We start from the raw sequence: 23,531 nt of genomic DNA on the forward strand, positions 1-23,531 counted from the left end.
CCAAGCTAGCTCGCTGTTCCCAGAGCCCGGTTCTTCAGCTGGGTGGAGAAGAAGCTCTCGACGGTCGGGAGGACTCGGCGGCCCGAGTGGGCGACGCCGTCGACGAGATCGAAGGTGATGTCGAGGCCGTGCGTGCGGTAGTTCCGCTCCAGGGTTCGGAGGCGCTCGATGCGGGTGGTGCCGGTGAGTTCGGCGCCGTCCATCCAGTTGGACTCGCCGCGGTTCATGATCTCCCAGGTCTCGACGTCCTCGGAGCCGACGACCAGCTGGATCGGCACCCGGCGGAGCGCGTCGAAATCGATCGGCTGACCGAATCGTTCTTCGAAGCCCTGCGTGCCGAGCCACCACGGCAGGCTGTCGTCGAGTTGGGTGATCCGGCCGGGGGCACCGATCGAGACAGCAGCAAGGCGGTCCGGATGCAGGTAGAGGAACCGGTGGGCGAACTGCCCGCCGCCCGAGAAGCCGTGCAGGTAGAACCGCTCGGCCGCGACCGGGAACCGCTCCGCCACCTCGTCCACGATGGCCAGCAGCATCCGGTCGAAGCGGATCCCCTGGTACTCGATGAACTTGAAGTTGTGCAGGTCGGCCGGATCGATCAGCCCAGCCGGGAAGATCGGCGTGAGTACGACGACGCCCTGTTCTTCCGCGAACTCCACCGACTGGTCGCGGTAGTTCGTCGCGGACCGCGCAGTACCGTGCTGGATCACGACCAGCGGCACTCGCTCGTCGCCGGTCAGCCGGTGCGGGACGTAGAGGCAGTAGTGCAGCCGCGGATCGATCTGAGACGCGAACACAGGGGTCTTGCCGCGTTGGTAGACGGTTGCAGTGTCAGCCATGAGAATCCTCGATTCATCGACCGGTTCGGTCGGCCTGCTCGCTGATCTGGTTGGTTCGGTCGCGGCCGGCTTCGGTCGCGGCCATGACGGCGCCGCGGACCCCGGCCTTCTCGAGTTCGCGGATGGCGGTGATCGTGGTTCCGCCCGGACTGCTCACGGCCGCGCGCAGGCGGACCGGATCGTCGCCTGAGTCACGGAGCATCGCCGCGGCGCCGACAGCCGTCTGGATCACCATCTCCTCGGACAGGGCACGAGACAGTCCGAGGAGTACGCCGGCGTCGATCAGCGCCTCCGCGAAGTAGAAGAAGAAGGCCGGTCCGCTCCCGGAGAACGCCGTGATCGCGTTCAGCTGCGTCTCCGGCACCCGGACGACCGTGCCGACCGCTCGAAGGAGTGATTCGGCACGATCCAGATGCGCGTCCTCGGCGTACGCGCCTGCGCTGATCGCCGTGATGGCCCGGCCGACCGAGGCGGCCGTGTTCGGCATAGCCCGCACGACCGGCGTCTTCGGCAGGTCGCTCTCGATGCGAGCCGTGCTGACCCCGCCGATGACCGAGATGACGAGCTGGTCGGACGTCAGGTGTTCGGCCAGCCCTGGCAGCAGGTCTTCGATGTGGTACGGCTTCACCATCATCAGCACGGTGTCCGCCGCCCGCACGGCCTCGGCGAGGTCGGGGGTCGAGACACCGAAGCGCTCCCGCAGGTACGCCGCTCGGTCGGGCAACTGCTCGACGACGGCGATCCGGTCCCGGTCGAGGATCGGGGTCTCACCGTCGAGCAGCCCGGAGAGCAGAGCGGCACAAATGTTGCCACCGCCAACGATTGCGAGACCCTTCATCGGAGCACGAACCCGGTGCCGAGCGGATCGCACGGATCCAGCGTGAAGGTGGCACGGCCGGTCTCGTACGCCATCCCGGCGACCTCGGTGACGACCGCGTCGTGCCCGTCGGCCCGGACCTGTTCGATCACCCGGCCGAGGAACGTCGTACCGACGATCGACTCGTGCCGCAGGGTTCGGCCGATCGGCAGCCTGCCGTCCGCGGCCAGCAGGGCGATCCGCGCGGACGTGCCCGATCCGCACGGCGAGCGATCGAGCTCGCCGTCCGCGAAGATCGTGACGTTGCGCTGGTGCGGGCCGTCCGCGTCGTCACCGAGGTCGTCGTACAGGATCGTGCCGTAGATGCCGTCGAGGCGGCTGTCGCTCGGATGGCGGGCCCACTCGGTGTCGTTCAAGGCCCACTTGATCTCGCGCCCGACGGCGATCAGGTCGGTGGTGTGCTCGGGGGCCACGGTCAGACCGAGCGATCGTGCCGGGACGAACGCGTACAGGGCGCCGCCATAGCTGATGTCCACGCGCACCTCACCCCGGCTGGTCTTCACCTCGACATCGCGCGCCACGACGTACGACGGGATGTTCTGGAACGCGACCTGCTGCACCTCGCCGCCCACACACGTCACCCGTGCGACGACCCGCCCGGAAGGTACGTCGATGACGACGTTCGTGTCGCCGTCCGCCGCGGCGTCCACCTGGCCGGTCCGGACCGCCCACGCGCCGAGGGCGATGGTGCCGTGCCCACAAGCGGTCGAGTAGCCGTCCTTGTGCCAGAACAGGACCCCGAGGTCGGCGCCGTCATCATCGGCCGGCACCAGGAATCCGCCGTACATGTCGGCGTGCCCACGCGGCTCGTTGACCAGCAGTTGCCGTACGGCGTCGACCTCGGCCGACTGCTGCGCGTACGAACGCCGATCGAGCACGGTCGTGCCGGGAATCTCCGGCACGCCTGCCGTCACGATCCGGAACGGCTCGCCGGCAGTGTGATAGTCGGTCACGCTGATCAGGTCCATCGATCTCTCGCTTTCTGGAACGCCGCAATGAAGTACTCGACCTCGGTAGCAGACCAGATCAGCGGCGGCCGGATCTTCAGCACTCCCCCACCCGGTCCGGTCGTGCCGACCAGTACGCCGTTCTCCCGCAACCGCTCTGCGAATTCCGGGGCGCCGGGCAGCTCCACCCCCACGATCAGTCCCTGCCCGCGCGCCGGAGTACCCAACTCGGTCAGCCCGGCTCGCAATAGGTCGCCGACCTCGCCGGACCGCGCGACCAGTCCGCGCTGCTCGATCACGTCCAGCACCGTGAGCGCCGCGACGCACGACACCGGGTTACCCGCGAACGTGCTGAAGAACTCGTCGACCGCCGCGAACTGCTCCGCGATCTCCCGGCGTGTGATCAGCGCCGCCACCGGATGACCGTTCCCCATCGGCTTGCCCAGCGTGACGAAGTCCGGCGTGAGCCCGAAGTCGAGGAACCGCCACAGGTTCCGGCCGCCGCGCCCGAACCCGGCCTGTACTTCGTCCGCCAGGAACAACCCACCGGCTTCTCGTATTTCGTCCTGCAACCCGCGCATGAAGTCGTCGCCGGGCGTCAGGATCCCCGCGCTGCTGAACACGCTGTCCACAGCCAGCAACGCGACCTCGTGACCGGCCCGGCGCAGCTCGTCGTACCCGGTGCGCACCCGGCGGCGAGCATCCGCACCGTTCGGCTGCTGACCGTCTGCGGACGGCCGCGGTGCTTCGAAGATCCCGACGTGCGCAGGTCGCGCCGACGGTGGGTAGGTGTTCGTCGACCAGGCAGCGGTTGCCTCACTGACCCCGTGGTACGCGAGGTCCGCGACGAGCACTCCGGATCGACCGGTTGCGAGGCGAGCCATCCGCCAGGCGAGGTCGTTGGCCTCGCTACCGGAGTTGACGAACACGCAGGTATCCAGCCCGTCCGGCATGGTCGCGACAAGTCGCTCGGCGAGCTCGACCGCATGCGGATGCAGATAGCGAGAGTTGAGATTCAGTACGGCGGCCTGCCGCGAGATCGCCTGTACGACGGCCGGATGCGCGTGCCCGACGACCGGAACGTTGTTGTAGGCATCGAGATACCGCCGCCCGTCGGCGGTCGACACCCAGGCACCCGCCGCCTGCACGACCTGGAGCGGCTCGCGGTAGAACAGCGGCGACAGCTCACCGCCGAGGGCCGCTCGCCGTCGCGACAGCAACGTCGGGTCGGCGACGGTCGTCACGCGCGACGTACCGCAGAGCTGGTGGAAGCGGTTCGCGAGGTCGGTCAGTGCGGCCAGCTCGTCGAGGATGTTCCAGCTGCCGGCGACGAGGCTGGTCAGGTACTCCTCGTTGTCGGGGTACAGCGGCGCCCGCCAGGCCGAGATCAGGATGCTCGCGGCCGAGCGAGCGAGCACGAGCTCGCCGATCAGCTCGACCTCCGCGGGGTCGAGCGGCAGGACGCGCTGGTAGGCGTCCAGGAACTGCCGTGCGTCGGCCCAGAGGTCGTCGGACTCGCGCAGTAGCGAGGTCAGGCTGATCGCGAGGTCGCAGACCCGGGCGGTGTGATGCATGTCCCCGAAGTCGATCACGCCGGTGATGCGTCCGTCCCCGATCAAGACGTTGCTCAGCGTCAGGTCCGCGTGGAGCACCGACGCCGGCAACCCGCGAGTCGCGTCGTCGAGCCCGGCGAACCGGTCGAGCAGCTCACGCAGCCGCGTACGGCGCTCCACATCCGGCACACGCTCGACATAGCCGACCAGATCGACGACCCGCCGAGGATCCCAGTCGAGTTTGCGGTACGCCGCCGGGTGGCCGAACCCCTGGAGCGCCCGAGCGAACTCGGCACAGACCGTCCCGAACTCGGCCGCGAACCACGACGGCAGTGCGGTCAGGTCGGCGTCCGCGCCAGGCAGGACCGTGATGACCCGAACCTGATGGATGCGCCCGTCATCGGCTTCGAGGGTGGCGATCGGTGCACCGGCGGTCGTCGGGAGGAGCCGGGGTATGGGAAGGTCGGGAGCAACGGCCTCCACGTGCTGCATCGCGGCGCATTCCATCGCGATCTGCCCGGCGTCGTCACCTGAGTTCGACACCTTCACGACGAGGTCCGTGCCGGCCAGGAAGTTGCGGTCCCGTTCGCTTCGCAGCTCGGTCAGGCGGGCGGCGACGCCGTACGTCTCGAGCAGCAGGCGTGAGACCGCCGCGGTGTCGACCGCCGGTGGGGCGGCGACCATGCTCGGGGTCCGTTCCGGCGTCACGTCCACGGCAACTCCTTCGCGCGGGGTCACGGGAGGATGAGCGGGCCGGCCTCGATCAGCAGCGACGGCACGACAACGCTCTCCATGAACGTCTGGTCGCACCGCTCCCGGGTCGAGCCGATGCCGATGATCGCGTTCATCACCTCGTCCATCCGGAACGTGAACCGCAGCTGCGGATGCCAGCCGACCAGCTCGCCGTCCTCGGCCCAGTACGTCGCATCCCGCGTCGTACCGGTGACGAGAGTTTCCTTCGGGTGCAGCACGCGCAGGTAGTCGAGCCGGTTGACGACCAGCCCGCTTCCGGTCTCGGCCAGCAGTTCGTCGTCGGTCGACGTGCCGGCGTCCAGCAGCAGGTGCGACGGGACCGGGTCACCGCCGAACCGCCAGCCGTCCGGTACGGCGTGACCGGTCGGCACTCCGCCGGTGAGGCCGGCCCGGCGGCGGTCCGAGACGAGTCCGACGAGTACGCCGTGGTCGATCAGCGGGGTCCGGCGCCGAACGTTGCCCTCAGCATCGAATCCGCTCGGGAGTCCGTCCGGGTCGCAGCCGTCGTCGACAAGCGTCACCAGCTCGCTGGCGACCTGCTCGCCGAGGCGGCCGGATACAACAGATCGGCCGGTCGCGTAGGCGTTCGCGCCGAGAACCGCGTAGCCGTAGGTGGCGATCAAGGCGTTGGCTGCTTGTGGTTTCAGCAGCACGCGGCAGGTGCCGTGCCGGGCTTCGGTCGTCGGGAGCGGGCGGAGAGCCGCACGCAGGCGATCGGGGATCTCCTCGATCGGGAGCTGGTCGGCGTCGCGGTGCATCAGCCTGACGCTCGCGGATCTGCCGTCCTGCTTGGCGATCGCCTGGATCGATGCCTTGGTCAACGTCTCGGCGCGGAACAGGCCGGTGGCGTCGGCGACGACGCGATCGAGTACGTCGTACCGGATGGCGCCGCCGAGCTTCGCCGACGAGTCCAGACCGTCGCGCACGGTCGCGAACCAGCGGTGCCGCACGGCCGGATCCGATTCGAGCACCGAGGCCGCCGCCGGGATCACCGGCGTCGGCACGGAGTGGTCGGCGCGGTCGGTGCGATCAGCGTGGTCGGTGGCTGGTGGTGTGGGGCCGGCCGGCAGGTCGGCGATCGCTGCGGACAGGCGGTCGGCCAGGGAGCGGACGGCGTCGGGATCGAGGGTCTCGAGCGAGCCGGCGACCGAGCGGCCGTTCCGGTCGACGCGGACGCGGACCCGCAGCCGGCGTTCGCTGTGCTGGGCGGTGATCGCGGATTCGGCGTACCGGAGGAGGTCGGCGTGTTCGCCGAGGATGTCGAGCCGGGCGCCGTCGCCGAGAATCTCCAGCGCCTGCTGGACGTCTGCCTGCTCGATGCTCATCGTCCCACCTGCACCTTCTGGAAACGGCCCGGCACGGTGCCGTGGCCTACGTGCGCGACCTGCAGCGGCTCACCCTTGTTGCACGACGGGACGCCGTGCACCCTCCATTCGTCCGGTCCGCCCAACGCGTCGAGACTTCCCCAGAAGGTCGGGGTGTCGCTCTGGTACGTGCAGTTCTTCAGCATCCGCCCGACCTTGCCGTCGCGGATCTCCCAGCCGATCTCGGTCTGGAAGCGGAAGTTCATCCGCTGGTCGTCGATCGAGAAGCCGCGGTTGGTGTCGACCAGGATGCCTCGCTTGGTGCCGGCGATCATCTCGTCGAGCGACGACTCCCCCGGCTCGAGGCAGATGTTGGTCATCCGGACCAGCGGCAGCCGCTGCCATCCGTCCGCGCGCGCCTGACCCGTCGACTGCCCGCCGAGGGCGCCGGCGTACTCGCGGCTGGACATGTAGCCGGTGAAGATGCCGTCCTTGACCAGTTGGGTGCGTTGCGCCGGAGTGCCCTCGTCGTCGTATTTGAACGAGCCGAGCCCGCCAGGGATCGTCGCATCGGCGTACGCCGAGACGATCGGCGTGCCCCAGCGGAAGTTGCCTCGCCGCTCAGGCGTCGCGTACGTCCCGCCGGCCAGACTGGCCTCGGTGCCGAGTGCCCGGTCCGCCTCCATCGGGTGACCGGCGCACTCGTGCAGCACCATCGCGAGTTGGTTGCTGCCAGCAACCAGGGTGGTGACCTCGTCCGGGCACTGCGGGGCGGACAGCAGCGCGACCGCCTCGGACGCGACCCGGGCCGCGTTCTCCGGCAGGCCGAGCGACAGCACATGCTCGAAGCCGGCCGTGGCGAAGTCTCCACGCTGGCCGCGGATCTGCCTGGGCACTCCTTGCGGGAACGATCGGCGCTGTACGTCGTTCCCGTCGCCGGCGTTCACCATCAGGCCGCCGCCGCTCTCGGTCAGCGTCTGCTCGATCATCGCGCCCTCGGTGTTCGCGAACACCTTCTCGTCGCGGTAGAAGTCCACCGAGGCTTCGATCTGCTGGACCAGTGGCCCGGCCGTCGACGCCTCTTTCACCGTTGCCGACAGCAGGTCGAGCTTGGTCGACAGCGGCACCGTGAACGGGTCGACCACCATCGGCGACGACCAGGTGTCCCGCGTCGTCACGGGTTCACCCAGCACGACGCGACCGCCACCGGCCGCCCGCGCCTGACCGACCGCCTGGCCGACCACCGCGTCGAGCCCCTGCGGGTCCAGCCGGTGCGTGGCGGCGAACCCCCACTGACCACCGATCAGGACCCGCAGCCCGAGCCCGAGCGAGTCGTCGTAGTTCACCTCGCCCGGACCGTCGAGCTCCACGAGAACCTGCTCGTGCGTACGCCGGACCACGCGGATGTCGCCGAACTGCACGTCGGCGGGGAGGAGACCGAGCACCACCTCGGCGAGTTCACGGTAACCAGTCACGAGTCGGACCTCCGATGCACAAGGGGGGTTGGGATCTTCCGTCACTGTAGCAGACACTACGAGATCACGTCAGTCTGTTGTGTTCACTACAGTGGCCAGTGTCGCTGCCGAGATGTTCGCGCCGCACGACACGACCGCGACGCGCTTGCCGGCCAGTTCGGTACGCCGTTCCCGCGCAGCCGCGAACGCCAGCGCCGCCGACCCCTCGATCAACTGATGCTCGGTGTCGATGACCATCGCGAGCGCACTCCGGATCGCGTCCTCCCCAACCACGACCCAGTCGTCGACGAGCTGCCGGCACAGGTCGAACGTGACACTGCCCGGCTCGACACTCCCCGCCGTACCGTCCGACAACGTCTCCGCGGCGTCGACCTGGACGATTTCGCCCGCTCGCACCGACGCCGACATCGCGTCGTCGAGCGCGGGCTGAGCGCCGTACACGCGGATGTCCGGCAGGTGTTTCTTCAGGACCGCCGCGACGCCGCTGATCAGTCCGCCGCCACCGACGGCGACCACGACCGCGTCCAGCGGCATCCCGTCGAGCTGTTCGAGGATCTCCACCGCGACCGTGCCCTGCCCGGCGATGACATCGGGGTCGTTGTACGGCGGAACATAGACCAGATCGTGCTCGGCGGCGTACGCCCGCGCCTTCGGCTCCAGCACACCGGAATCGTTGCCTTCAGCCCGGAGTTCGAGGCCGAGTCGCCGCAGGGCCGCGACCTTGCTCGGCGACGCGTTCTCCGGCAGGTAGACGATCCCGTGGCCGCCGAGGGTCGCCAGCGCATTGCCGACGCCGAGGCCGTGATTGCCGGTCGAGGCGGTCACCACGCCCGCGTGCCGCTGGGCGTCGGTGAGCGTGAGGATCTTCGCCATCGACCCGCGGGCCTTGAACGAGCCGGTGCGTTGGAGATGCTCGCATTTCACCAGCACCTCCGCATCGAGCTCGTCGCTGAACGCGCCGTACCGGACGAACGGTGTCGGCGGAAGATGCTCACGCAGCCTCGGCGCGACGCGCTCGGACCGCTCGGCAACTTCCGCTGGGCTCAGCCTCGCGCTCATCCGGTTGCCACTGACAACTTGGCACGGAGTCCGGCGCGCAGCGGGATACACATTGGCTTGCCGCTGACCGGATGCGGCACGACCTTCGACTCCACCCCGAACACGTCACGGATGATCTCGCAGGTGAACACGTCCTCCGGCGTACCCTCGGTGATCAGCGTGCCGGACTTCATCACGAACACGTGATCGGCGTACTCCGCCGCCATGTTGAAGTCGTGCAGCACCATCGCCACGGTCTTGCCCTGCTCCTGGTTGAGCTTGTGGAGCAGATCGAGGACCTCGAGCTGATACGCGACGTCCAGGTATGTGGTCGGCTCGTCGAGCAGGATCAGGTCGGTGCCCTGGGCAAGACACAGTGCGATCCACACCCGCTGGCGCTGACCGCCGGAGAGCTGATCGACGTGCTGATGGCGCAGTTCGGCGGTTGAGGTCACTTCCATGGCCCACTCGACCGCTTCCTTGTCCACCGAGCTCGGAGTCTTCAGCGAGGTCCGGTGCGGATGGCGGCCGAACCAGACCAGGTCCTCCACCGAGATCGACTCGGGAGTGACGAGGACCTGCGGCAGGATCGCGAGCAGTCTCGCGACCTCCTTGGTCGGAGTGTCCTGGATCGACTTGCCGTCGAGGATCACGCTGCCCCTGGCCGGTGGGAGCAGCCGGGCCAGGGCCCGCAGCGCCGTACTCTTCCCGGAGCCGTTCGGGCCGATCAGCACCGAGACCTTCCCGTCCGGGATGGTCAGGGTCAGATCCTGTGCGACAACGCGCTGGTCGTAGGCGAGCTGGACGCCTTGTGCCTGCAGACGCATGAGGAGGTCCTACTTTCCGGTCTTCACGAGCAGGTAGAGGAAGTACGGTCCGCCGACCACCGCGGTGATCAGACCGGCCGGGATTTCCAGTGGGGGCGCGATACCGCGGCCGAGCATGTCGGCGAACAACATCAGCAGCACGCCGAACAAGCCGGCCGCCGGAAGCAACGCGAGGTGCCGCCCGCCGAAGACCCGGCGGGCCATGTGCGGGGCGATCAGCCCGACGAATCCGATCGTGCCGGACACCGCCACCGCCGACGCGGCCAGCGCGACCGCGAACAGCAGCAGGAGCCGCCGGGTCTTCTCGACCGGCTCGCCGAGTCCCGCGGCCAGATCGTCGCCGAGCCCGAGCACATCGAGTTTGCGAGCCCAGACGATGGTCAGCGGCACGAGCACCGCGACCCAGGGCAGGATCTCCAGGACCGAACTCATCGAACGGCCGAACAAGCTCCCGGTCAGCCAGATCAACGCCGCGCTCACGTCCAGCGGATTGCGGACGAGCAGGAACCGGATACCGGCCTCGAACGCCGCCGATACCGCGATGCCGACCAACGCGATCCGCACCGGTGTCGCGCCGCGCCGGTACGCCAGCAAGTACACCAACGCCGCCGCAGCGAGACCACCGACGAACGCGGCCGGCACCACGGCCACCACGGGGATGCTGGGTATCGCCAGCAGCAGAAGCATCCCGGCGAAGCCCGCACCCTTGGTGACGCCGACGACATCCGGTGCCGCCAGCGGGTTACGGATGACGCCCTGCATCACACCACCGGAGACCGCCAGCGCGATGCCGACCAGCCACGCCAGCAATACCCTGGGCAGCTGGAACTGCACGACGATCTGAGCAGCCTGGTCGCTGGTGTCACCAACGATCGCTTTGAAGACGTCGACCATCGACACCTCGGTCGCGCCGACGCTCAGGCTGTAGAACGACAGGACGACGGCCAGAGCGCCCAGCGACCCCATCAACACCCCAGGATGTCGCTGCGCCAGCGTCGTACGGCGAACGCCCTGGGCAATGATCGCAGTACTCGTCATGAGGTCACCTTCTGCCTGCGGGCGAGGTACACGAAGATCGGTGCACCGATGAGAGCCGTCACGACCCCGGCGGGGACTTCGTACGGCGGTTTGACGTAGCGCGACACGATGTCCGCGTAGAGCACGAGAACGGCGCCGCCCACCGCGCACAGCGGCAGCAGAACGGTGTAGCTGGAGCCGACCACGCGCCGCATGATGTGCGGCACGATCAACCCGATGAACGCCACCGGACCGGCCACCGACACGGCGGCGCCGCACAGCACGATGACCAACGTCGAACCGAGCAGGCGGGTGCGTTCGATGTTCTGGCCCAGGCCGCGGGCCATGTCATCGCCCAGCGCCAGCAGGTTCAGCGGCCGGGCCATCGCGAACGCACCCACCAGGCCGACGATCAACCAGGGCAGCAGGTTGCGGACATCGGGCCAGCCGGCGAAGTTGACCCCGCCGACCAGCCAGAACAGCACGCTGTCGGCGGAGTTCTCGTTGAAGATGATCAGCACCTGCGTCAGCGAGATCAGCAGGCTGCTCGCGGTCACGCCGGCCAGCGCAAGCCGGATCGGACTGACCCGGCCCCGCCCCGAACCGGCCAGCAGCATCACGGACACGCCGGCAGCGGCGGCGCCGCCGAAGGACAGCAGGATCGTCGGCGCCCCGGACAACGACGGCAGGACCGTGATCGCCAGCACCACCACGAAGGCCGCGCCCGCGTTGACGCCCATGATCTCCGGCGCGGCCAGCGGGTTGGCGGCGACGGCCTGCATCAGCGCACCGGCCACCGCGAGGGCGGCGCCGACGCAGAGCGCCAGCACCACCCTCGGCAGCCGGATCGACTGGATGATCAACTGGTCCGGCGTATCCGCCCGGAAGATCGCACCCGGCACCCGCGACAACGGGATGTGCTGACTCCCGATCGACAAGCTCCACAGCACACCGACCACGACCACCGTCAGCAGCACCAACGTCGCCCAGACGACCCGCTGCTTGCTCGTGACGATCTTCGGGCGCTTCGGGACAGCGTCCGCGGCGGGATCGGTGCTCACGGAGGAGACAGACACGGCCATGTCACTTCCCGTAGAGGAGTTTGACGGCTTCCTTGGCGACCACCTCGGAGGCGATCAAGCCGCGCGACCGGGACCACTCGTTCGGGTCGACGTCGTACGTCGCGTTGTTCTTCACCGCCGGCAACTGCTTCCACAGTTGACTCTTCGCCCAGGTGTCGCGCAGGGTCGGTCCGTCGTTGGGGGCGATGAACATGATGTCCGGCTTGGTGCCGACCAGCGTCTCGAGCGTGAGCGAGACCGACGCGTCGGTGCCGCTGTCCGGCAAGGCCGACGGGATTCCGATCGCGGCCAGCACGCCCGGTGTGTAGGCCTTCGGCGGGAAGCCGGTGAAGCCCTTCTCGGAGGCGCGGACGAACAGCGCCTTGCGGGTCTCGTTCGACGTCGCCTCGGCCTTGAGGTCCGACATCGTCTTCGCGTGCTCGGTCAGCCGCTGCTTCATCTGGTCGCACTTGTTCAGCGCGATCGCGGTCGACATCTCGCTGTCCAGCACCTGCTGGTAGTTGCCGTTCAGGCTGGCGTAGGCGATCGTCGGCGCGATCTTCGACAGTTGCGCGTAGATGGCCTTGTGCCGGCCGCTGTCGGCGATGATCAGGTCGGGCTTCAGCGCGGTGATCACCTGGATGTTCGGCGTCGCGCGCAGGCCGACGGACTTGTATGCGCTGACCTTCTCCCGCAGGGCGGGGATGATCCGCTTCGGTTCGTTGTCATCGGCAACACCGATCGGCGACATCCCGACCGCGACCAGGGCGTCGACGAAGGAGTACTCCAGCGCCACCACCTTGGTCGGGTTGCCGGTGATCGTCGTGGTGCCGAGATCGTGCTTGATGGTGCGGGTCGGTTTGCCGCACTCGTCGAGGTTCACACCAGGGCCGACGCCGGGCGCGGCGGCGGCACGGTCAGCATTCGGCGCCGCCCCCGCGGCCGGTGACGCTGACGAGGAGGAGTTGCCGCAGGCAGCCAGGGCGCCGGCGGCGACGGTCAGGGCGAGTACGGCGACAGCACGCCGTACCCGGGTGGCGGAGTAAGACATGGCACTTGCTCCTCGAGACTAAGGATGCGTGGCGGGGTCATCGCTGCCCGGCGAGGGCGTGGGCCGGGCCGGGTACGTCGGGACGGTCGTCGGGACCGGGACCGTCGTACAGGTTCCAGGGCGCGAGCTGGTAGCTGTTCGCGCACGGCAGGCCGGGGGTGAGCCGGTAGCTGCCGGCGGTCAGGTCGACCAGGCTGGAGGCGATGGTGGCGTAACGGTCGAGCTCGTGCCGGCGCGGGTCGACGTGCTGGCAGACGGCATCGGGGTGGCCGAAGTGGTCGCTCATCGAGGTGCGCACGATGGTGCTGACCGCTTCGTCGGTGCTGCCGTCGCGGCGGAGCCGGTGCAGGCCCGCCTCGACGCGCGGCACACGGTAGAGCGAGTCGACCGAGAACGGGCGGTAGGTGTTCTCGATCTGCGGCGGGACGAACGCCTGGAAGTGGTTGCCGTGAACCAGCAACCCGTCCGTCGGGTACATCCAGCCGTGCCGGCCGGGGGTGGTCTCGACGTCGATGGCGAAACCGTCCCGGTGGGTGAGCAGAAGATTGCTGGACAGGCTCTGGCGGGCGTCGAAGACCGCCTTGAGCGCGTCGTGGAAGTCCCAGCTCTCCAGGACCTTGCGGCGGACGAGAGCACCCGGGACGCCGGGCCCGCCGCCGAAGCCGGCGCCGAGTCCGTTCGCGTTGAGCGCGATCCCGGCCGAGTTGGCGCCGTGCCGGCCGACCTGGCCGGCCTCGACGTGACAGATGATCGTGGGCTTGCCCGGCTGCGCGATCCGCAGTACGACGAGGGTGTCGGCGACGCCGTCCCACAGGTCCCAGTTCTGTCCGGCCCAGGTGTGCCCGAGCGCGTTGGCCTGCGGCAGTACGGCGAACGAGGTGCAGCCCTCGTCGTCGTCCTTGGCCTCGAACGGGTTGCCGCGGGTCAGTTCGCCGCGGCTGTTCAGCGCGACGATCTCCTCGAACGTCCGGCCGGACCCGTCGGCGATCCCGCGCAGTTCGGGCACGATCTCCGGGAGGTAGCCCTCCATGATCGGCACCCAGACGGCGGCCCGGCCGAGTACGTCGGACCAGGCGAGCCCGGTCTTGTGGGCGATCGACTCGGCGTAGAAGGCCACCGAGGCGGCGATCTGCTCGCGCGCGGCTTCGCCGTACTGACGGCCGCGTTCACGCGGATCGGCCGCCGAAAGGTCGATAGTGTCGATCACAGAGAGCTCCCTGCACTACGCCGTTGTGTCCACTACGAATATTCACTTGACGGTAGTGATTGCTACAATCGCTGTCAACGGATTCGCTGATGAAAAGATCGGCCGGGTTCGAATCGGACGGGAGGGATGTCATGACCACAGCGGAGGCCAAGCCACCGACCCTGCAGGAGCGCGTCGCGACGCGGCTCGGGGATCTGACCGCGACCGAGCGCAGGGTCGCCGAGTACCTGTCCGCGCATCCGCAGGAGGCCGCCTTCTCCTCGGCCGAGGAGCTCGGCCGGGCAACGGGTACCAGCGACGCCAGCATCGTCCGCACCGCCAAGGCCCTCGGGTACGACGGTCTGCCGGGGCTGAAGCGTTCACTACAGGGCCACCTGCAGACACTGCTCTCGCCGGCCAACCGGCTCAGCGCGAGTCTCGAGTCCGTCGGCGACGGTCCGGAGACCGTCCTGCGCGCCACGCTTCGCGATCACATCGAACACCTGATGATGGCCGAGCAGACCATCGACACGGCCGCGTTCCGGCGCGCCGTGGAGCTCGTCGACGCCGCCCACGAGACCGTCGTCTGCGGGTTCGCGGGTCTGGACGGGGTCTCGGAGTACATCGCCACCCACCTGACCCGGATCGGGCACCGAGCGCGGACCGCGACCGAGACCGGCTACCGGCTCGCCGACCGGATCCTGCTGCTGGGGCCGGAGGACGTCGTCATCGTGATGGCGCACAACCGGGTGAACCGCGAGACCCGGACGATCATCGACCACTGCGCGGCCGCCGGCGTACCGGTGATCCTGCTGACCGACACGCTCGGCGAGGCGTTACGCGACGAGGTCGAGGTCGTCCTCTCCGCCCGGATGAGCCGGCCGGGAGCGTTCACCAGCCAGGCCGTGGTGCTGATCCTGCTCGAGGCGCTGACCATTGCCGTCGCGGCCCGCGACCGGGACCGGGCGCTCGAGAACACCGAGCGGATGAACCAGCTCCGCGAGGAACTCAACGGCTACCCGCTCGCGGACGAAACCGTCCTCGGCCACTCCCGCACCACCAACACGGCCAAGCGGCCCAAGTCCCGCGGGAGATGAGTCAGACCTTGCCCTCGGTCCGTTCGTAGACGTCGGCCTCGAACTCCTCCAGCAGGCGTTCGCAGTCCGCGACCTTGGACCGGGCGAGGTCCTTGCCGTCGGCATCCATCCAGTCGCGGCCCTCGACCTTGGTCAGCCAGCGGCGGAGCTTCTCCAGGTCCTGGCGGATCTCCTCCGCCTCCTCGAACGTGTAGTTCTCCCGGAACCGCTCGAACTCGATCTCCTTGACGAACTTGGTCTCGCACTCCTCGACGATCTCGGCGTACTCCTTGGCCGACTGGCTCCGGAAGCCCTCGACGAACTGCTCGCGGGCGTCGTCGTCGACCTCGGTCAAGGTCAGGAACACGCTCGAGCCGCCCAGCTCGGTCACCCGCTCGCGCACCTTCTCCATGCCGGTCCGCAGGTCGTCGCGGTCCGGCAGCACGCACACGGCCTGCTGCACGTAGAACCCGCCGAGCCGCTTCAGCTCCCGCCATACCGCTACCCGGGCCCGTGAGGACTCACTGGGAACCTTGTAGATGAGCAGCAGCCAGCTCTCGGAGCTCTTGGCCTTGGTACGTCGGGTCGCCATGCCGGACAGGTTATCCGCTGACACGGCTCCGCAGCCCGTCGACGAGGAACGGCATCACCTCCTGCCAGTCCGCGACCAGACCGACATCGCAATGCGCGAAGACCTCGGCCGCCGGATCGGTGTTGATCGCCAGCACGGTCCCGGCGCGGCTCGCACCGGCCAGGTGGTTCAGGTTCCCGGACAGTCCGACGGCGACATACATCCGCGGCGCGACGCTGCGGCCGGTGATGCCGATCTGACGACCGTGCGGGAGCCAGCCCTCGTCGGTGACCTTCCGGGTCGCGCCGAGTTCGGCGCCGAGGAGGACGCGCATCGCCTCGAGCTCGTCGTACTTCTCCGGTGGTACGCCGCGGCCGACGCCGATCACGACTTCGGCCCGATCCAGGGCGTCACCGTCGTCACCGGTACGACGCTCGGCGCGGGCGATGGCGGGATCCGCCGCGACGGTCAGGACATGCTCGGTCAGTTGCCTGCCGGCACGCGGGGTACGGAGCGGCAGGAGACCCGTCCGTAATGTCGCGATCTGCGGCGTTCCGTGACTGACGATCTCCGCCAGCGTGCCGCCGCCCGAGGGCTTCAGACCGGCCAGGCGACCGTCCTTCACCGTCAGACTCACCAAGTCGGACATCAGCCCGGCGTCGAACACGACCGCCAGCCGGGCGAGTACTTCGCGGTCCCATGGCAGAGCCGCACCGAGCACGGCCCACGGCTCCCACTCACGGATCCATCGCGCCAGTGCGTGTGCCACGGGTCGCGGTTCGTCGCCGCTCACCGTGATCACTTCGTCGGCACCCCACTGCGCGAGGTCCGCACTGCTTTCTCCGGTTCGCACCGCCACGACAGCGCCGCCGGCCTCATTGGCGAGCGCCGCGGCCGTTCCGAGCAGCGCTCGCGTTCCGGCATCGGGTCCCGGGCCGACCAAGGCGACGACATCCGGGCCGCGCCGTTGCGGGGTCGGCACCGGTTCGGTCTGCTGGGCGACGGGAGCGTCGAAGCAACCTCGCGCGATCAATTCGGCGATCGCCCGGCTCACCTGCGTTGCGGGTCGGCCCCGGAAGATCACCGGATCCCTGGTGAGCGGGGCGGGGTGGACCTGGGCGACCTTGGTCGGGCTGCCGGGCAGACCCCAGGCGCCGGCCGCGAGGTCGGTCGTGCTGACCCGGCGTACGGCGTCGGCCGACGGCCAGGACTCGGCCGGGACCTTGGCCGGCAGACAGGAACGCTCGGCCACAGCGACCACGGCCGGCAGGTCGATGAGGACGGATTCGGTGCCGGAGTCGTACTGGACCGTGGTGCGGAGGCGCCGGCCCTCGGCCTCGAGCGCGAGGACAGGCCCGGTGAAGGGGAGGCCGAGGAGCTCGGCAACCATCGCGCCGACAGCTCCGGTGCTGCCGTCGACTGAGCTCGCGCCGACCAGGATCAGATCGGGCGGCTCGTCCAGCACCGCGATCGTCGATGCGAGCGCGCGGGCGGTGACCAAGCAGTCCGAACCCGCCAGCGCGGGATCCGACAGATGTACCGCATCGTCGACACCCCATCCCAGGGCTTCCCGCAGTACGTCGACGGCGGCGGGCGGGCCCATGGTGATCGCCGTACTGCGACCACCCGTCTCCCCCGCCAGCCGGACCGCCTGGGCCACCGCCCGGCGGCACCACGGATTCATCTCGGTGACGGCGCCGGCCCGCTCGAGCCGGCCGTCCGCGTCGAGGCGTCCGCTGTGGTCGCCCTTGGGCACCTGCTTCACCAGAGCCGTGACGAGGAGGTTCATGACAATCCTGTGCCGACTGCCAGGCCGATCGCGAAGGTGACCGCGGCCGACAGGCCGCCGAGCAGCAGCTGGCGACCGCCGCCGTACCAGAACGGGCGGGCGGTGATCTTGCCGACGATGCCGCCGGTGAGAACCAGCCCCACCGCGCTGAGCAGGAGGGCGGGCAGGACGCTCGCGGCGCCGAACAGGAACGGGATCAGCGGGATCAGGGCGCCGATGGCGAAGGCGGCGAACGACGACCCGGCCGCGACCCAGGGTGAAGGCAGGTCGTTGGGGTCGACGCCGAGCTCTTCACGCACGTGGGTGTCGAGCGCGACCGCGGGATTGACCGTCAGCTCGCGGGCAACCTCGGCGGCGAGCTCCGGACGCAGCCCCTTGGCTTCGTACATCAGTGCGAGCTCGCGCTCTTCCTCGGCCGGGTGGATCTCGAGCTCACGCTTCTCGACCGCGATCTCGGCCTGCATCAACTCGGTCTGGGACGAGACCGAGGTGAACTCGCCGGAGGCCATCGAGCAGGCACCGGCGACCAGGCCGGCCAGTCCGGTCATGATCACGACCTTGCCGGTCGCGCCGCCGCCGACGACACCGGCGACGAGGGCGAAGTTCGAGACCAGACCGTCCATCACACCGAACGTCGCGGGCCGCAGCCAGCCGCCGGTGACATCGCGATGGGAGTGGTGGATCTCAGGGGTTTCCGCAACTTCTGCGGTCATTTCGAGGTGTCCTTCCGCAGTGAGGTGAGCCTTCCCGTACTGAGGTTTGCGTAACCTCAGTTAATCTGCATCACCTGTTACATAAGTCTATTCGTTACGATCCAGCAGCCGCAACGGCACCGCGGTCGGACGCCGAGAGATGTGCCACAGTCACCCCGGTGGCGGTCATCGTCCGGGTCACCTCGCGGCCGCCGTACACCCAGTAGATGGTCAGCTCACCGGCGCCGCGGTTGATGAACTGGTGCGGTACGCCGGCCGGCACCCAGGTCGCGTCGCCGGCCTCCAGGTCGACCCGCTCGCCGTCGATCACCGCGGTCGCCTGGCCGGAGAACACCAGCACCGACTCCTCCACGTTGTGCGAGTGCATCGGGATCTCGGTGCCGACGGCAAAGACCGTCGTACCGGTGGTGATCTTGTTCGCGGCGCAGTTCCACGCGCCGACGTACGGAACCGTCCGGACGCCGCTGCCGCGGTCGAACACCTCCACGTCGTCGGGCCGGATCACCAGCCGCGGCGCGGGATCGGCCGACCACACGGTCTTCACGTTCATGAACTCGCGTATCCCGGCCGCGCCGAGCTCCCGCCCGTACCCGGACTGCTTGATCCCGCCGAAGGGCAACCGGGGATCCGACGCGACGATCGCGTTGACGAACACCGCACCGGCCTCGATCCGCCGGACCAGCTCGGCGGCCCGGTCCTGCGCCGTCCACAACGACGAGCCCAGGCCGAACTCGGTCCGGTTCGCCAGCTCGATCGCGTCGTCGGTGTCGCGGGCGCGGACGATCGCCGCGACCGGGCCGAACGTCTCCTCGTCGAAGGCCGCCATCCCCGGCCGGACGTGATCGAGCACGGTCGGCCGGTAGTAGAAGCCCGGTTCCACCGCTTCCCCGCCTCGGACCAGACTCGCTCCCGCCTCGACGGTACGGCGTACCTGGTTGTCGAGCGTGTCGCGCAGACCGTCCCGCGCCAGCGGGCCCAGCGTCGTCGCGCGGTCGAGCGGATCACCCAGCACGAGACGGTCGAGGGCCGCGCAGAACAACGTCACGAAGCGGTCGGCGACCGACTCCTCGACGATCATCCGCTTGGCGTTCACGCAGCTCTGCCCGGCGTTGACGAACCGGCTCGTGACGGCCGCGGTGGCAGCCGCTTCGAGATCGGCGTCGGCGAGCACGATGAACGGGTCCGAGCCGCCGAGCTCGAGGACCTGCTTCTTCAGCGCCTGGCCGGCCTGTGCGGCGATGATCCGGCCGACCTCGGTCGAGCCGGTGAACGTCACCGCCGCGATCCGGTCGTCCGCGATCAGGCCGGCAACCTGCTCGGTCTCGACCAGCACGACGCCGATCAGACCAGCCGGCATCCCGGCCTCGGCGAGCACCGATTCGATGGCCAGCGCGCAGCGCGGCACGGTGTTCGCGTGTTTGAGGATCGCGCCGTTCCCGGCCGCGAGGGCGGGTGCGGCGAACCGGAAGAACTGCCAGAACGGGAAGTTCCACGGCATCACCGCGAGGACGACGCCGAGCGGTTCGTACTCGATCCGGCCTTCCCTGGTGACGGCCTGCGCGGCGAGGAAGCCTTCGGCGTGGGTGGCGTAGTACTCGCAGGTGATCGCGCACTTCTCGATCTCGGCCATCGCTTCGGTCAGCGGTTTGCCCATCTCGGTGGTGATCAGGGCCGCGAGCTCGGGCTTGCGGGCGCGCAGCGTGCTCGCGATCGTCTGTAGCAGCTCGGCTCGCTCGCCGAGCTTGCTGTGCTGCCAGTTGCTTTGGGCAACCGCTGCGGCGTCGAGCAGCCGGTCGACCCGGTCGGAGTCGTAGGGTTCGTAGCCGGCGAGTTGCTCGCCGGTGGCTGGATTGATCGAGGCGATCACTGGGGTTGCCCTTCGCTGAGGCGATGCAGGACGTACGGCAGGACGCCGCCGTGGCGGTAGTAGTCGTGTTCGCGCGGGGTGTCGAGGCGGATCCGCAGACGGTAGGTCCTGCCCGCGGAAGTGGCGGTGGCCAGACCGTCGTCGTGCAGTTCGATGTCGATCGGTTCCACGCCGGTGAGATCGTCGCCTTCGCCGGGAAGGAACTCGAGCGGGAGGATGCCGAGCCCGACCAGGTTGGAGCGGTGGATCCGTTCGAAGGACTGCGCGAGGACCGCGCGTACTCCGAGCAGCGCCGGGCCTTTCGCGGCCCAGTCCCGGGAGGAGCCGGTGCCGTACTCCTTGCCGGCGACGACGACCAGCGGTACGCCGGCCGCGCGGTAGGCCATCGCGGCGTCGTAGATCGGGACCGTCTGGCCGTCAGGTCCCCGGGTCAGCGGTCCCTCCGCGTCCACAAGCTGGTTGCGAAGCCGGAGGTTGCCGAAGGCACCACGGACCATCACCTGATGGTTCCCGCGCCGGGACGCGTAGGTGTTGAGCTCGGTCGCACCGAGCTCCGTCAGGTACCGGCCGGCCACGCCGTCCCTCGGGATCGCGCCGGCCGGTGAGATGTGGTCCGTGGTGACCGAGTCACCGAGCCTGAGGAGTGCACGGGCACCGGTCAGCTCGGTTGGCTGGGAATCGAAGTAGTCAGGTTGTTGCAGGTACGTCGAGTCGCCCCACTCGAAGGTCTCCCCCGCCGGCGCGTCGAGGTGCTGCCAGCGGTGGTCGCCGGCGAACAGGTCGTCGTACGCGTGGTCGAAGAGCTCGGGCTTGAGCACCTGCTCGAGAACCGCCTCGATCTCGGCCGGCTGCGGCCAGATGTCTTTCAGGTAGACGTCCCCGTCGAGTGGCTCGGTGAGCAGATCGATGTCCATCCGGCCGGCGATCGCGTACGCGACCACGAGTGGTGGCGAGGCGAGGTAGTTCAGTCGTACGTCGGGCTGGATCCGGCCCTCGAAGTTCCGGTTCCCGGAGAGCACGGCGGCCACTGTCAGGTCCTTGGCGTCGACGGCCAACTCACCGGAAGCCCCGATGCAGGTCATACAACCGAACCCGGTCAGGTGGAACCCCAGCTTCTCCAGGTGCGGCGTCAGTCCGGCCGCGCCGAGGTAGTCCATCACCACCCGCGACCCCGGCGACAGCGTCGTCTTCACCCAGGGCTTGCTGACCAGCCCTCGCTCGACCGCGTTCTTCGCCACCAAGCCGGCCGCGATCATCACCGCCGGGTTGGACGTGTTCGTGCACGAGGTGATCGCGGCGACGACTACTGCGCCGTGCCCGGGTGAGTCGGTCGTGCGTGGTCCGGGCGGGAGTTCCGCCTCGACGGACTGCTTCGCGGTCGAGAGCGGGACGCGCTGGTTGGGCCTGCGCGGACCGGCGATCGTGGGCACGACGGCGGACAGGTCGATGTCGACGTACTCGTCGTACCAGAGATCGGCCGACGGGTCGTGCCAGAGGCCTTGTTCGCGGGCGTACGACTCGACCAGGGCAACCTTCGCCGGCGGGCGATTCGTGAAGCGGAGGTAGTCGAGCGTGCGGTCGTCGATCGGGAAGTACGCCGCGGTGGAGCCGAACTCCGGGCTCATGTTGGCGATCGTCGCGCGGTCCGGCACCGCGAGCCCGGCCAGCGCCGGACCGGTGAACTCGACCAGCTTGCCGACGACACCATGGCTTCGCAGCGCCTCGGTGATCGTGAGGACCAGGTCCGTCGCGGTCGTTCCCGCCGGAAGGGCGCCGTCGAGCCGGACGCCGACCACCGGCGGCAGGACCATCGACACCGACTGGCCGAGCATCGCGGCCTCGGCCTCGATCCCGCCGATCCCCCAGCCGAGCACCCCGAGGCCGTTGACCATCGTGGTGTGCGAGTCCGTGCCCAGACAGAGATCCGGGAACACCCACCCGTCCCGCTCCTCGACGACCCGGGCGAGGTGCTCGAGGTTGATCTGGTGCATGATCCCCGACCCCGGCGGTACGACGGCGAGTCGCTCGAACGTCTGCTGTCCCCAGCGCAGGAACCGGTACCGCTCGGCGTTCCGCTCGTACTCGCGGTCGACGTTCACCTGTAACGCGTCCGGCCGCCCGTACACATCGGCGATCACCGAGTGATCCACGACCAGCTCGGCCGGGATCACCGGATCGACCAGCCGCGGGTCTTTGCCGCGGGCAACCATGGCGTCGCGCATCGCGGCGAGGTCCACCAGCACCGGTACGCCGTTGGTGTCGTGCAGGAACACCCGCGACGGGTACACCTCCAGCTCGCCGGTCGCCCCGGGCCGCCACGCCCGCAAGGCGTCGGCATCCGTCCCGTTGCGGAGCGCGTTCTCCAGCAGGATGCGGAGCGTCCTGGGGAGATGGTCGGGCGCGACGCCCCTCAAGGGCTGCAGTTTCATACCAGGCTCTTGACCACGGCGGCGGTGAACTCCGTCGTACTCGCGGAGCCGCCGAGGTCCGCCGTACGGGTGCCCTGGGCAACCGCTGCGCGCAGCCCGCGGTCGATGAGCTCGGAGACCTCCGGGACGCCGAGCCAGTCGAGGAGCATGGCCGCGGAGGCGATCATCGCGGTCGGGTTCGCGAGACCACGGCCGGCGATGTCCGGCGCGGATCCGTGCGCGGCCTGTGCCATCGCCCTGTCGTGCGAGGCGTTGATGGACGGCGCGATCCCGAGCGAGCCGGCCAGCTCGCCGGTCAGGTCGGACAGGATGTCGCCGAACATGTTCTCGGTGACCAGGACGTCGAAGTCGGCCCCGTGCCGGACGAGGTGCACGGTCATCGCGTCGATGTGGAAGTCGTCGACCTCGAGCTGGGGATAGTCGGCAGCGACCTCGCGGCAGATCTCCAGGAAGAGTCCGGTGGTGGTCCGCAGCACGTTCGCCTTGTGCACGATCGTCAGGTGCCGGTGCCGCCGGAGGGCCAGCTCACAGGCCTGCCGCGCGATCCGCTCGATCGCCGGGCGGGTGAAGATCCCCATCGCGATCGCCACATCCGCGGTCGGCATGAACTCACCGGTGCCGCGGTAGGTGCTGCGATCCGCGTAGAAGCCTTCCGTGTTCTCCCGGGCCACAACCAGATCCATCCCGGGCACGAGCGCCGGAGTGCCCTCGAAGGCCTTCGCCGGCCTGATGTTCGCGAACAGACCGAAATGCTTGCGCAGGTATCCGCTCGGGTTGAGCCTCTGCCGATGTTCCTCCGGGTACGCCGCGCTGTCGTGCGGACCGAGCAGCCAGCCGTCGAGCCCGGTCAACGTCTCGACGGTGACATCTGGGAGCGCATCGCCGTGCGTCTCGATCGCGGCGGCGCCGACCGGCAGTGGCACCCACTCGACCGATGCGGCATCGGTGGCGGCCAGGGCCGCGTCGACGACCTCGACGGCGGCCGGCACGATCTCCGGCCCGATGCCGTCACCGGTCAGGACTCCGAGGCGGAAAGTCTTCATGCCGAGGAGTGTCAGTCGTTATAACGACTGAAGTCAAGACCGCCGTGGCTATCGTCTCAAGGCTTGATCTCAAGGTATTCTCAGTCCATCGGTTGCTATAACTTCCCGAAGGAGATCG

The 23,531-nt window shown here is 69.0% G+C and carries 19 protein-coding genes; 1 reads left to right on the forward strand and 18 read right to left on the reverse strand.

The genetic code is table 11. The features are described 5' to 3' along the window. Positions 1-5 precede the first annotated feature (5 nt). The 12 genes from OHA10_RS33320 to OHA10_RS33375 all read right to left on the reverse strand — a co-directional run bounded on the left by OHA10_RS33320 (position 6) and on the right by OHA10_RS33375 (position 13,946). Positions 6-836 carry an alpha/beta hydrolase gene (locus OHA10_RS33320; protein WP_371402738.1) on the reverse strand — a complete coding sequence of 277 codons (831 nt, stop codon included), beginning with the start codon at positions 834-836 and terminating at the stop codon, positions 6-8. A 13-nt stretch (positions 837-849) separates the two neighbouring features. Next, positions 850-1,674: a pyrroline-5-carboxylate reductase gene (proC, locus tag OHA10_RS33325; RefSeq protein WP_371402739.1), complete on the reverse strand. Its 825-nt coding sequence runs from the start codon at positions 1,672-1,674 to the stop codon at positions 850-852. Next, a complete protein-coding gene (locus OHA10_RS33330) occupies positions 1,671-2,681 on the reverse strand; it encodes a proline racemase family protein (RefSeq protein ID WP_371402740.1) in 1,011 nt (336 codons plus the stop codon). The genes proC and OHA10_RS33330 overlap by 4 nt, the downstream gene beginning before the upstream one ends. Next, complete coding sequence (locus tag OHA10_RS33335; protein WP_371402741.1) at positions 2,672-4,927, reverse strand: aminotransferase class III-fold pyridoxal phosphate-dependent enzyme; 2,256 nt, start codon at positions 4,925-4,927, stop codon at positions 2,672-2,674. The genes OHA10_RS33330 and OHA10_RS33335 overlap by 10 nt, the downstream gene beginning before the upstream one ends. Before the next feature lie 20 nt (positions 4,928-4,947). Continuing rightward, the gene (locus OHA10_RS33340; protein ID WP_371402742.1) at positions 4,948-6,291 is read right to left on the reverse strand and encodes a metallopeptidase TldD-related protein; all 1,344 of its coding nucleotides are present in this window, start codon (positions 6,289-6,291) and stop codon (positions 4,948-4,950) included. After that, positions 6,288-7,745, reverse strand: a complete 1,458-nt coding sequence (locus OHA10_RS33345; protein ID WP_371402743.1) for a TldD/PmbA family protein — start codon at positions 7,743-7,745, stop codon at positions 6,288-6,290. The genes OHA10_RS33340 and OHA10_RS33345 overlap by 4 nt, the downstream gene beginning before the upstream one ends. A gap of 69 nt (positions 7,746-7,814) precedes the next feature. Further along, a complete protein-coding gene (locus OHA10_RS33350) occupies positions 7,815-8,804 on the reverse strand; it encodes a threonine/serine dehydratase (protein ID WP_371402744.1) in 990 nt (329 codons plus the stop codon). Then, on the reverse strand, positions 8,801-9,610 hold the full coding sequence (locus tag OHA10_RS33355) for an ABC transporter ATP-binding protein (protein WP_371402745.1): 810 nt from the start codon (positions 9,608-9,610) through the stop codon (positions 8,801-8,803). The genes OHA10_RS33350 and OHA10_RS33355 overlap by 4 nt, the downstream gene beginning before the upstream one ends. Before the next feature lie 9 nt (positions 9,611-9,619). Continuing rightward, the gene (locus OHA10_RS33360) at positions 9,620-10,648 is read right to left on the reverse strand and encodes a FecCD family ABC transporter permease (protein WP_371402746.1); all 1,029 of its coding nucleotides are present in this window, start codon (positions 10,646-10,648) and stop codon (positions 9,620-9,622) included. Further along, positions 10,645-11,688, reverse strand: coding sequence for a FecCD family ABC transporter permease (locus OHA10_RS33365; protein WP_371402747.1), 1,044 nt, complete (start codon positions 11,686-11,688; stop codon positions 10,645-10,647). The genes OHA10_RS33360 and OHA10_RS33365 overlap by 4 nt, the downstream gene beginning before the upstream one ends. A gap of 22 nt (positions 11,689-11,710) precedes the next feature. Next, positions 11,711-12,739 (reverse strand): Fe(3+) dicitrate ABC transporter substrate-binding protein, encoded by a 1,029-nt coding sequence (locus OHA10_RS33370; RefSeq protein WP_371402748.1) that lies wholly within the window; start codon positions 12,737-12,739, stop codon positions 11,711-11,713. 37 nt (positions 12,740-12,776) lie between these two features. Further along, the gene (locus OHA10_RS33375; RefSeq protein WP_371402749.1) at positions 12,777-13,946 is read right to left on the reverse strand and encodes a C45 family autoproteolytic acyltransferase/hydolase; all 1,170 of its coding nucleotides are present in this window, start codon (positions 13,944-13,946) and stop codon (positions 12,777-12,779) included. Between the two features lie 131 nt (positions 13,947-14,077). On the opposite strand from OHA10_RS33375, the gene OHA10_RS33380 reads away from it, so the two are divergent. Beyond that, entirely contained in the window at positions 14,078-15,022 is a 945-nt protein-coding gene (locus tag OHA10_RS33380; protein WP_371402750.1) for a MurR/RpiR family transcriptional regulator, read from the forward strand. Between the two features lies 1 nt (position 15,023). Here OHA10_RS33380 and OHA10_RS33385 read toward each other — a convergent pair whose 3' ends face one another. The 6 genes from OHA10_RS33385 to OHA10_RS33410 all read right to left on the reverse strand — a co-directional run bounded on the left by OHA10_RS33385 (position 15,024) and on the right by OHA10_RS33410 (position 23,413). Beyond that, a complete protein-coding gene (locus tag OHA10_RS33385) occupies positions 15,024-15,593 on the reverse strand; it encodes a Chromate resistance protein ChrB (RefSeq protein ID WP_371402751.1) in 570 nt (189 codons plus the stop codon). Between the two features lie 10 nt (positions 15,594-15,603). Next, complete coding sequence (locus tag OHA10_RS33390; protein WP_371402752.1) at positions 15,604-17,361, reverse strand: FAD-binding protein; 1,758 nt, start codon at positions 17,359-17,361, stop codon at positions 15,604-15,606. Beyond that, on the reverse strand, positions 17,358-18,074 hold the full coding sequence (locus tag OHA10_RS33395) for a VIT1/CCC1 transporter family protein (protein ID WP_371402753.1): 717 nt from the start codon (positions 18,072-18,074) through the stop codon (positions 17,358-17,360). The genes OHA10_RS33390 and OHA10_RS33395 overlap by 4 nt, the downstream gene beginning before the upstream one ends. A gap of 94 nt (positions 18,075-18,168) precedes the next feature. Next, the gene (locus OHA10_RS33400; protein ID WP_371402754.1) at positions 18,169-19,941 is read right to left on the reverse strand and encodes an aldehyde dehydrogenase family protein; all 1,773 of its coding nucleotides are present in this window, start codon (positions 19,939-19,941) and stop codon (positions 18,169-18,171) included. Then, positions 19,938-22,370 carry an aconitate hydratase AcnA gene (gene acnA, locus OHA10_RS33405; protein WP_371402755.1) on the reverse strand — a complete coding sequence of 811 codons (2,433 nt, stop codon included), beginning with the start codon at positions 22,368-22,370 and terminating at the stop codon, positions 19,938-19,940. Before acnA ends, OHA10_RS33400 begins: the two co-directional genes overlap by 4 nt. Continuing rightward, positions 22,367-23,413: an isocitrate/isopropylmalate dehydrogenase family protein gene (locus OHA10_RS33410; RefSeq protein WP_371402756.1), complete on the reverse strand. Its 1,047-nt coding sequence runs from the start codon at positions 23,411-23,413 to the stop codon at positions 22,367-22,369. The genes acnA and OHA10_RS33410 overlap by 4 nt, the downstream gene beginning before the upstream one ends. Positions 23,414-23,531 lie beyond the last annotated feature (118 nt).

The organism is Kribbella sp. NBC_00662 (genome assembly GCF_041430295.1).
GTDB lineage: Bacteria > Actinomycetota > Actinomycetes > Propionibacteriales > Kribbellaceae > Kribbella.

Coding starts and splice junctions, on each gene's coding strand:
- OHA10_RS33320 (WP_371402738.1), bottom strand. CDS start 836: ATGGCTGACACTGCAACCGTCTACCAACGCGGCAAGACCCCTGTGTTC.
- proC (WP_371402739.1), bottom strand. CDS start 1,674: ATGAAGGGTCTCGCAATCGTTGGCGGTGGCAACATTTGTGCCGCTCTG.
- OHA10_RS33330 (WP_371402740.1), bottom strand. CDS start 2,681: ATGGACCTGATCAGCGTGACCGACTATCACACTGCCGGCGAGCCGTTC.
- OHA10_RS33340 (WP_371402742.1), bottom strand. CDS start 6,291: ATGAGCATCGAGCAGGCAGACGTCCAGCAGGCGCTGGAGATTCTCGGC.
- OHA10_RS33350 (WP_371402744.1), bottom strand. CDS start 8,804: ATGAGCGCGAGGCTGAGCCCAGCGGAAGTTGCCGAGCGGTCCGAGCGC.
- OHA10_RS33355 (WP_371402745.1), bottom strand. CDS start 9,610: ATGCGTCTGCAGGCACAAGGCGTCCAGCTCGCCTACGACCAGCGCGTT.
- OHA10_RS33360 (WP_371402746.1), bottom strand. CDS start 10,648: ATGACGAGTACTGCGATCATTGCCCAGGGCGTTCGCCGTACGACGCTG.
- OHA10_RS33370 (WP_371402748.1), bottom strand. CDS start 12,739: ATGTCTTACTCCGCCACCCGGGTACGGCGTGCTGTCGCCGTACTCGCC.
- OHA10_RS33380 (WP_371402750.1), top strand. CDS start 14,078: ATGACCACAGCGGAGGCCAAGCCACCGACCCTGCAGGAGCGCGTCGCG.
- OHA10_RS33385 (WP_371402751.1), bottom strand. CDS start 15,593: ATGGCGACCCGACGTACCAAGGCCAAGAGCTCCGAGAGCTGGCTGCTG.
- OHA10_RS33390 (WP_371402752.1), bottom strand. CDS start 17,361: ATGAACCTCCTCGTCACGGCTCTGGTGAAGCAGGTGCCCAAGGGCGAC.
- OHA10_RS33395 (WP_371402753.1), bottom strand. CDS start 18,074: ATGACCGCAGAAGTTGCGGAAACCCCTGAGATCCACCACTCCCATCGC.
- acnA (WP_371402755.1), bottom strand. CDS start 22,370: ATGAAACTGCAGCCCTTGAGGGGCGTCGCGCCCGACCATCTCCCCAGG.
- OHA10_RS33410 (WP_371402756.1), bottom strand. CDS start 23,413: ATGAAGACTTTCCGCCTCGGAGTCCTGACCGGTGACGGCATCGGGCCG.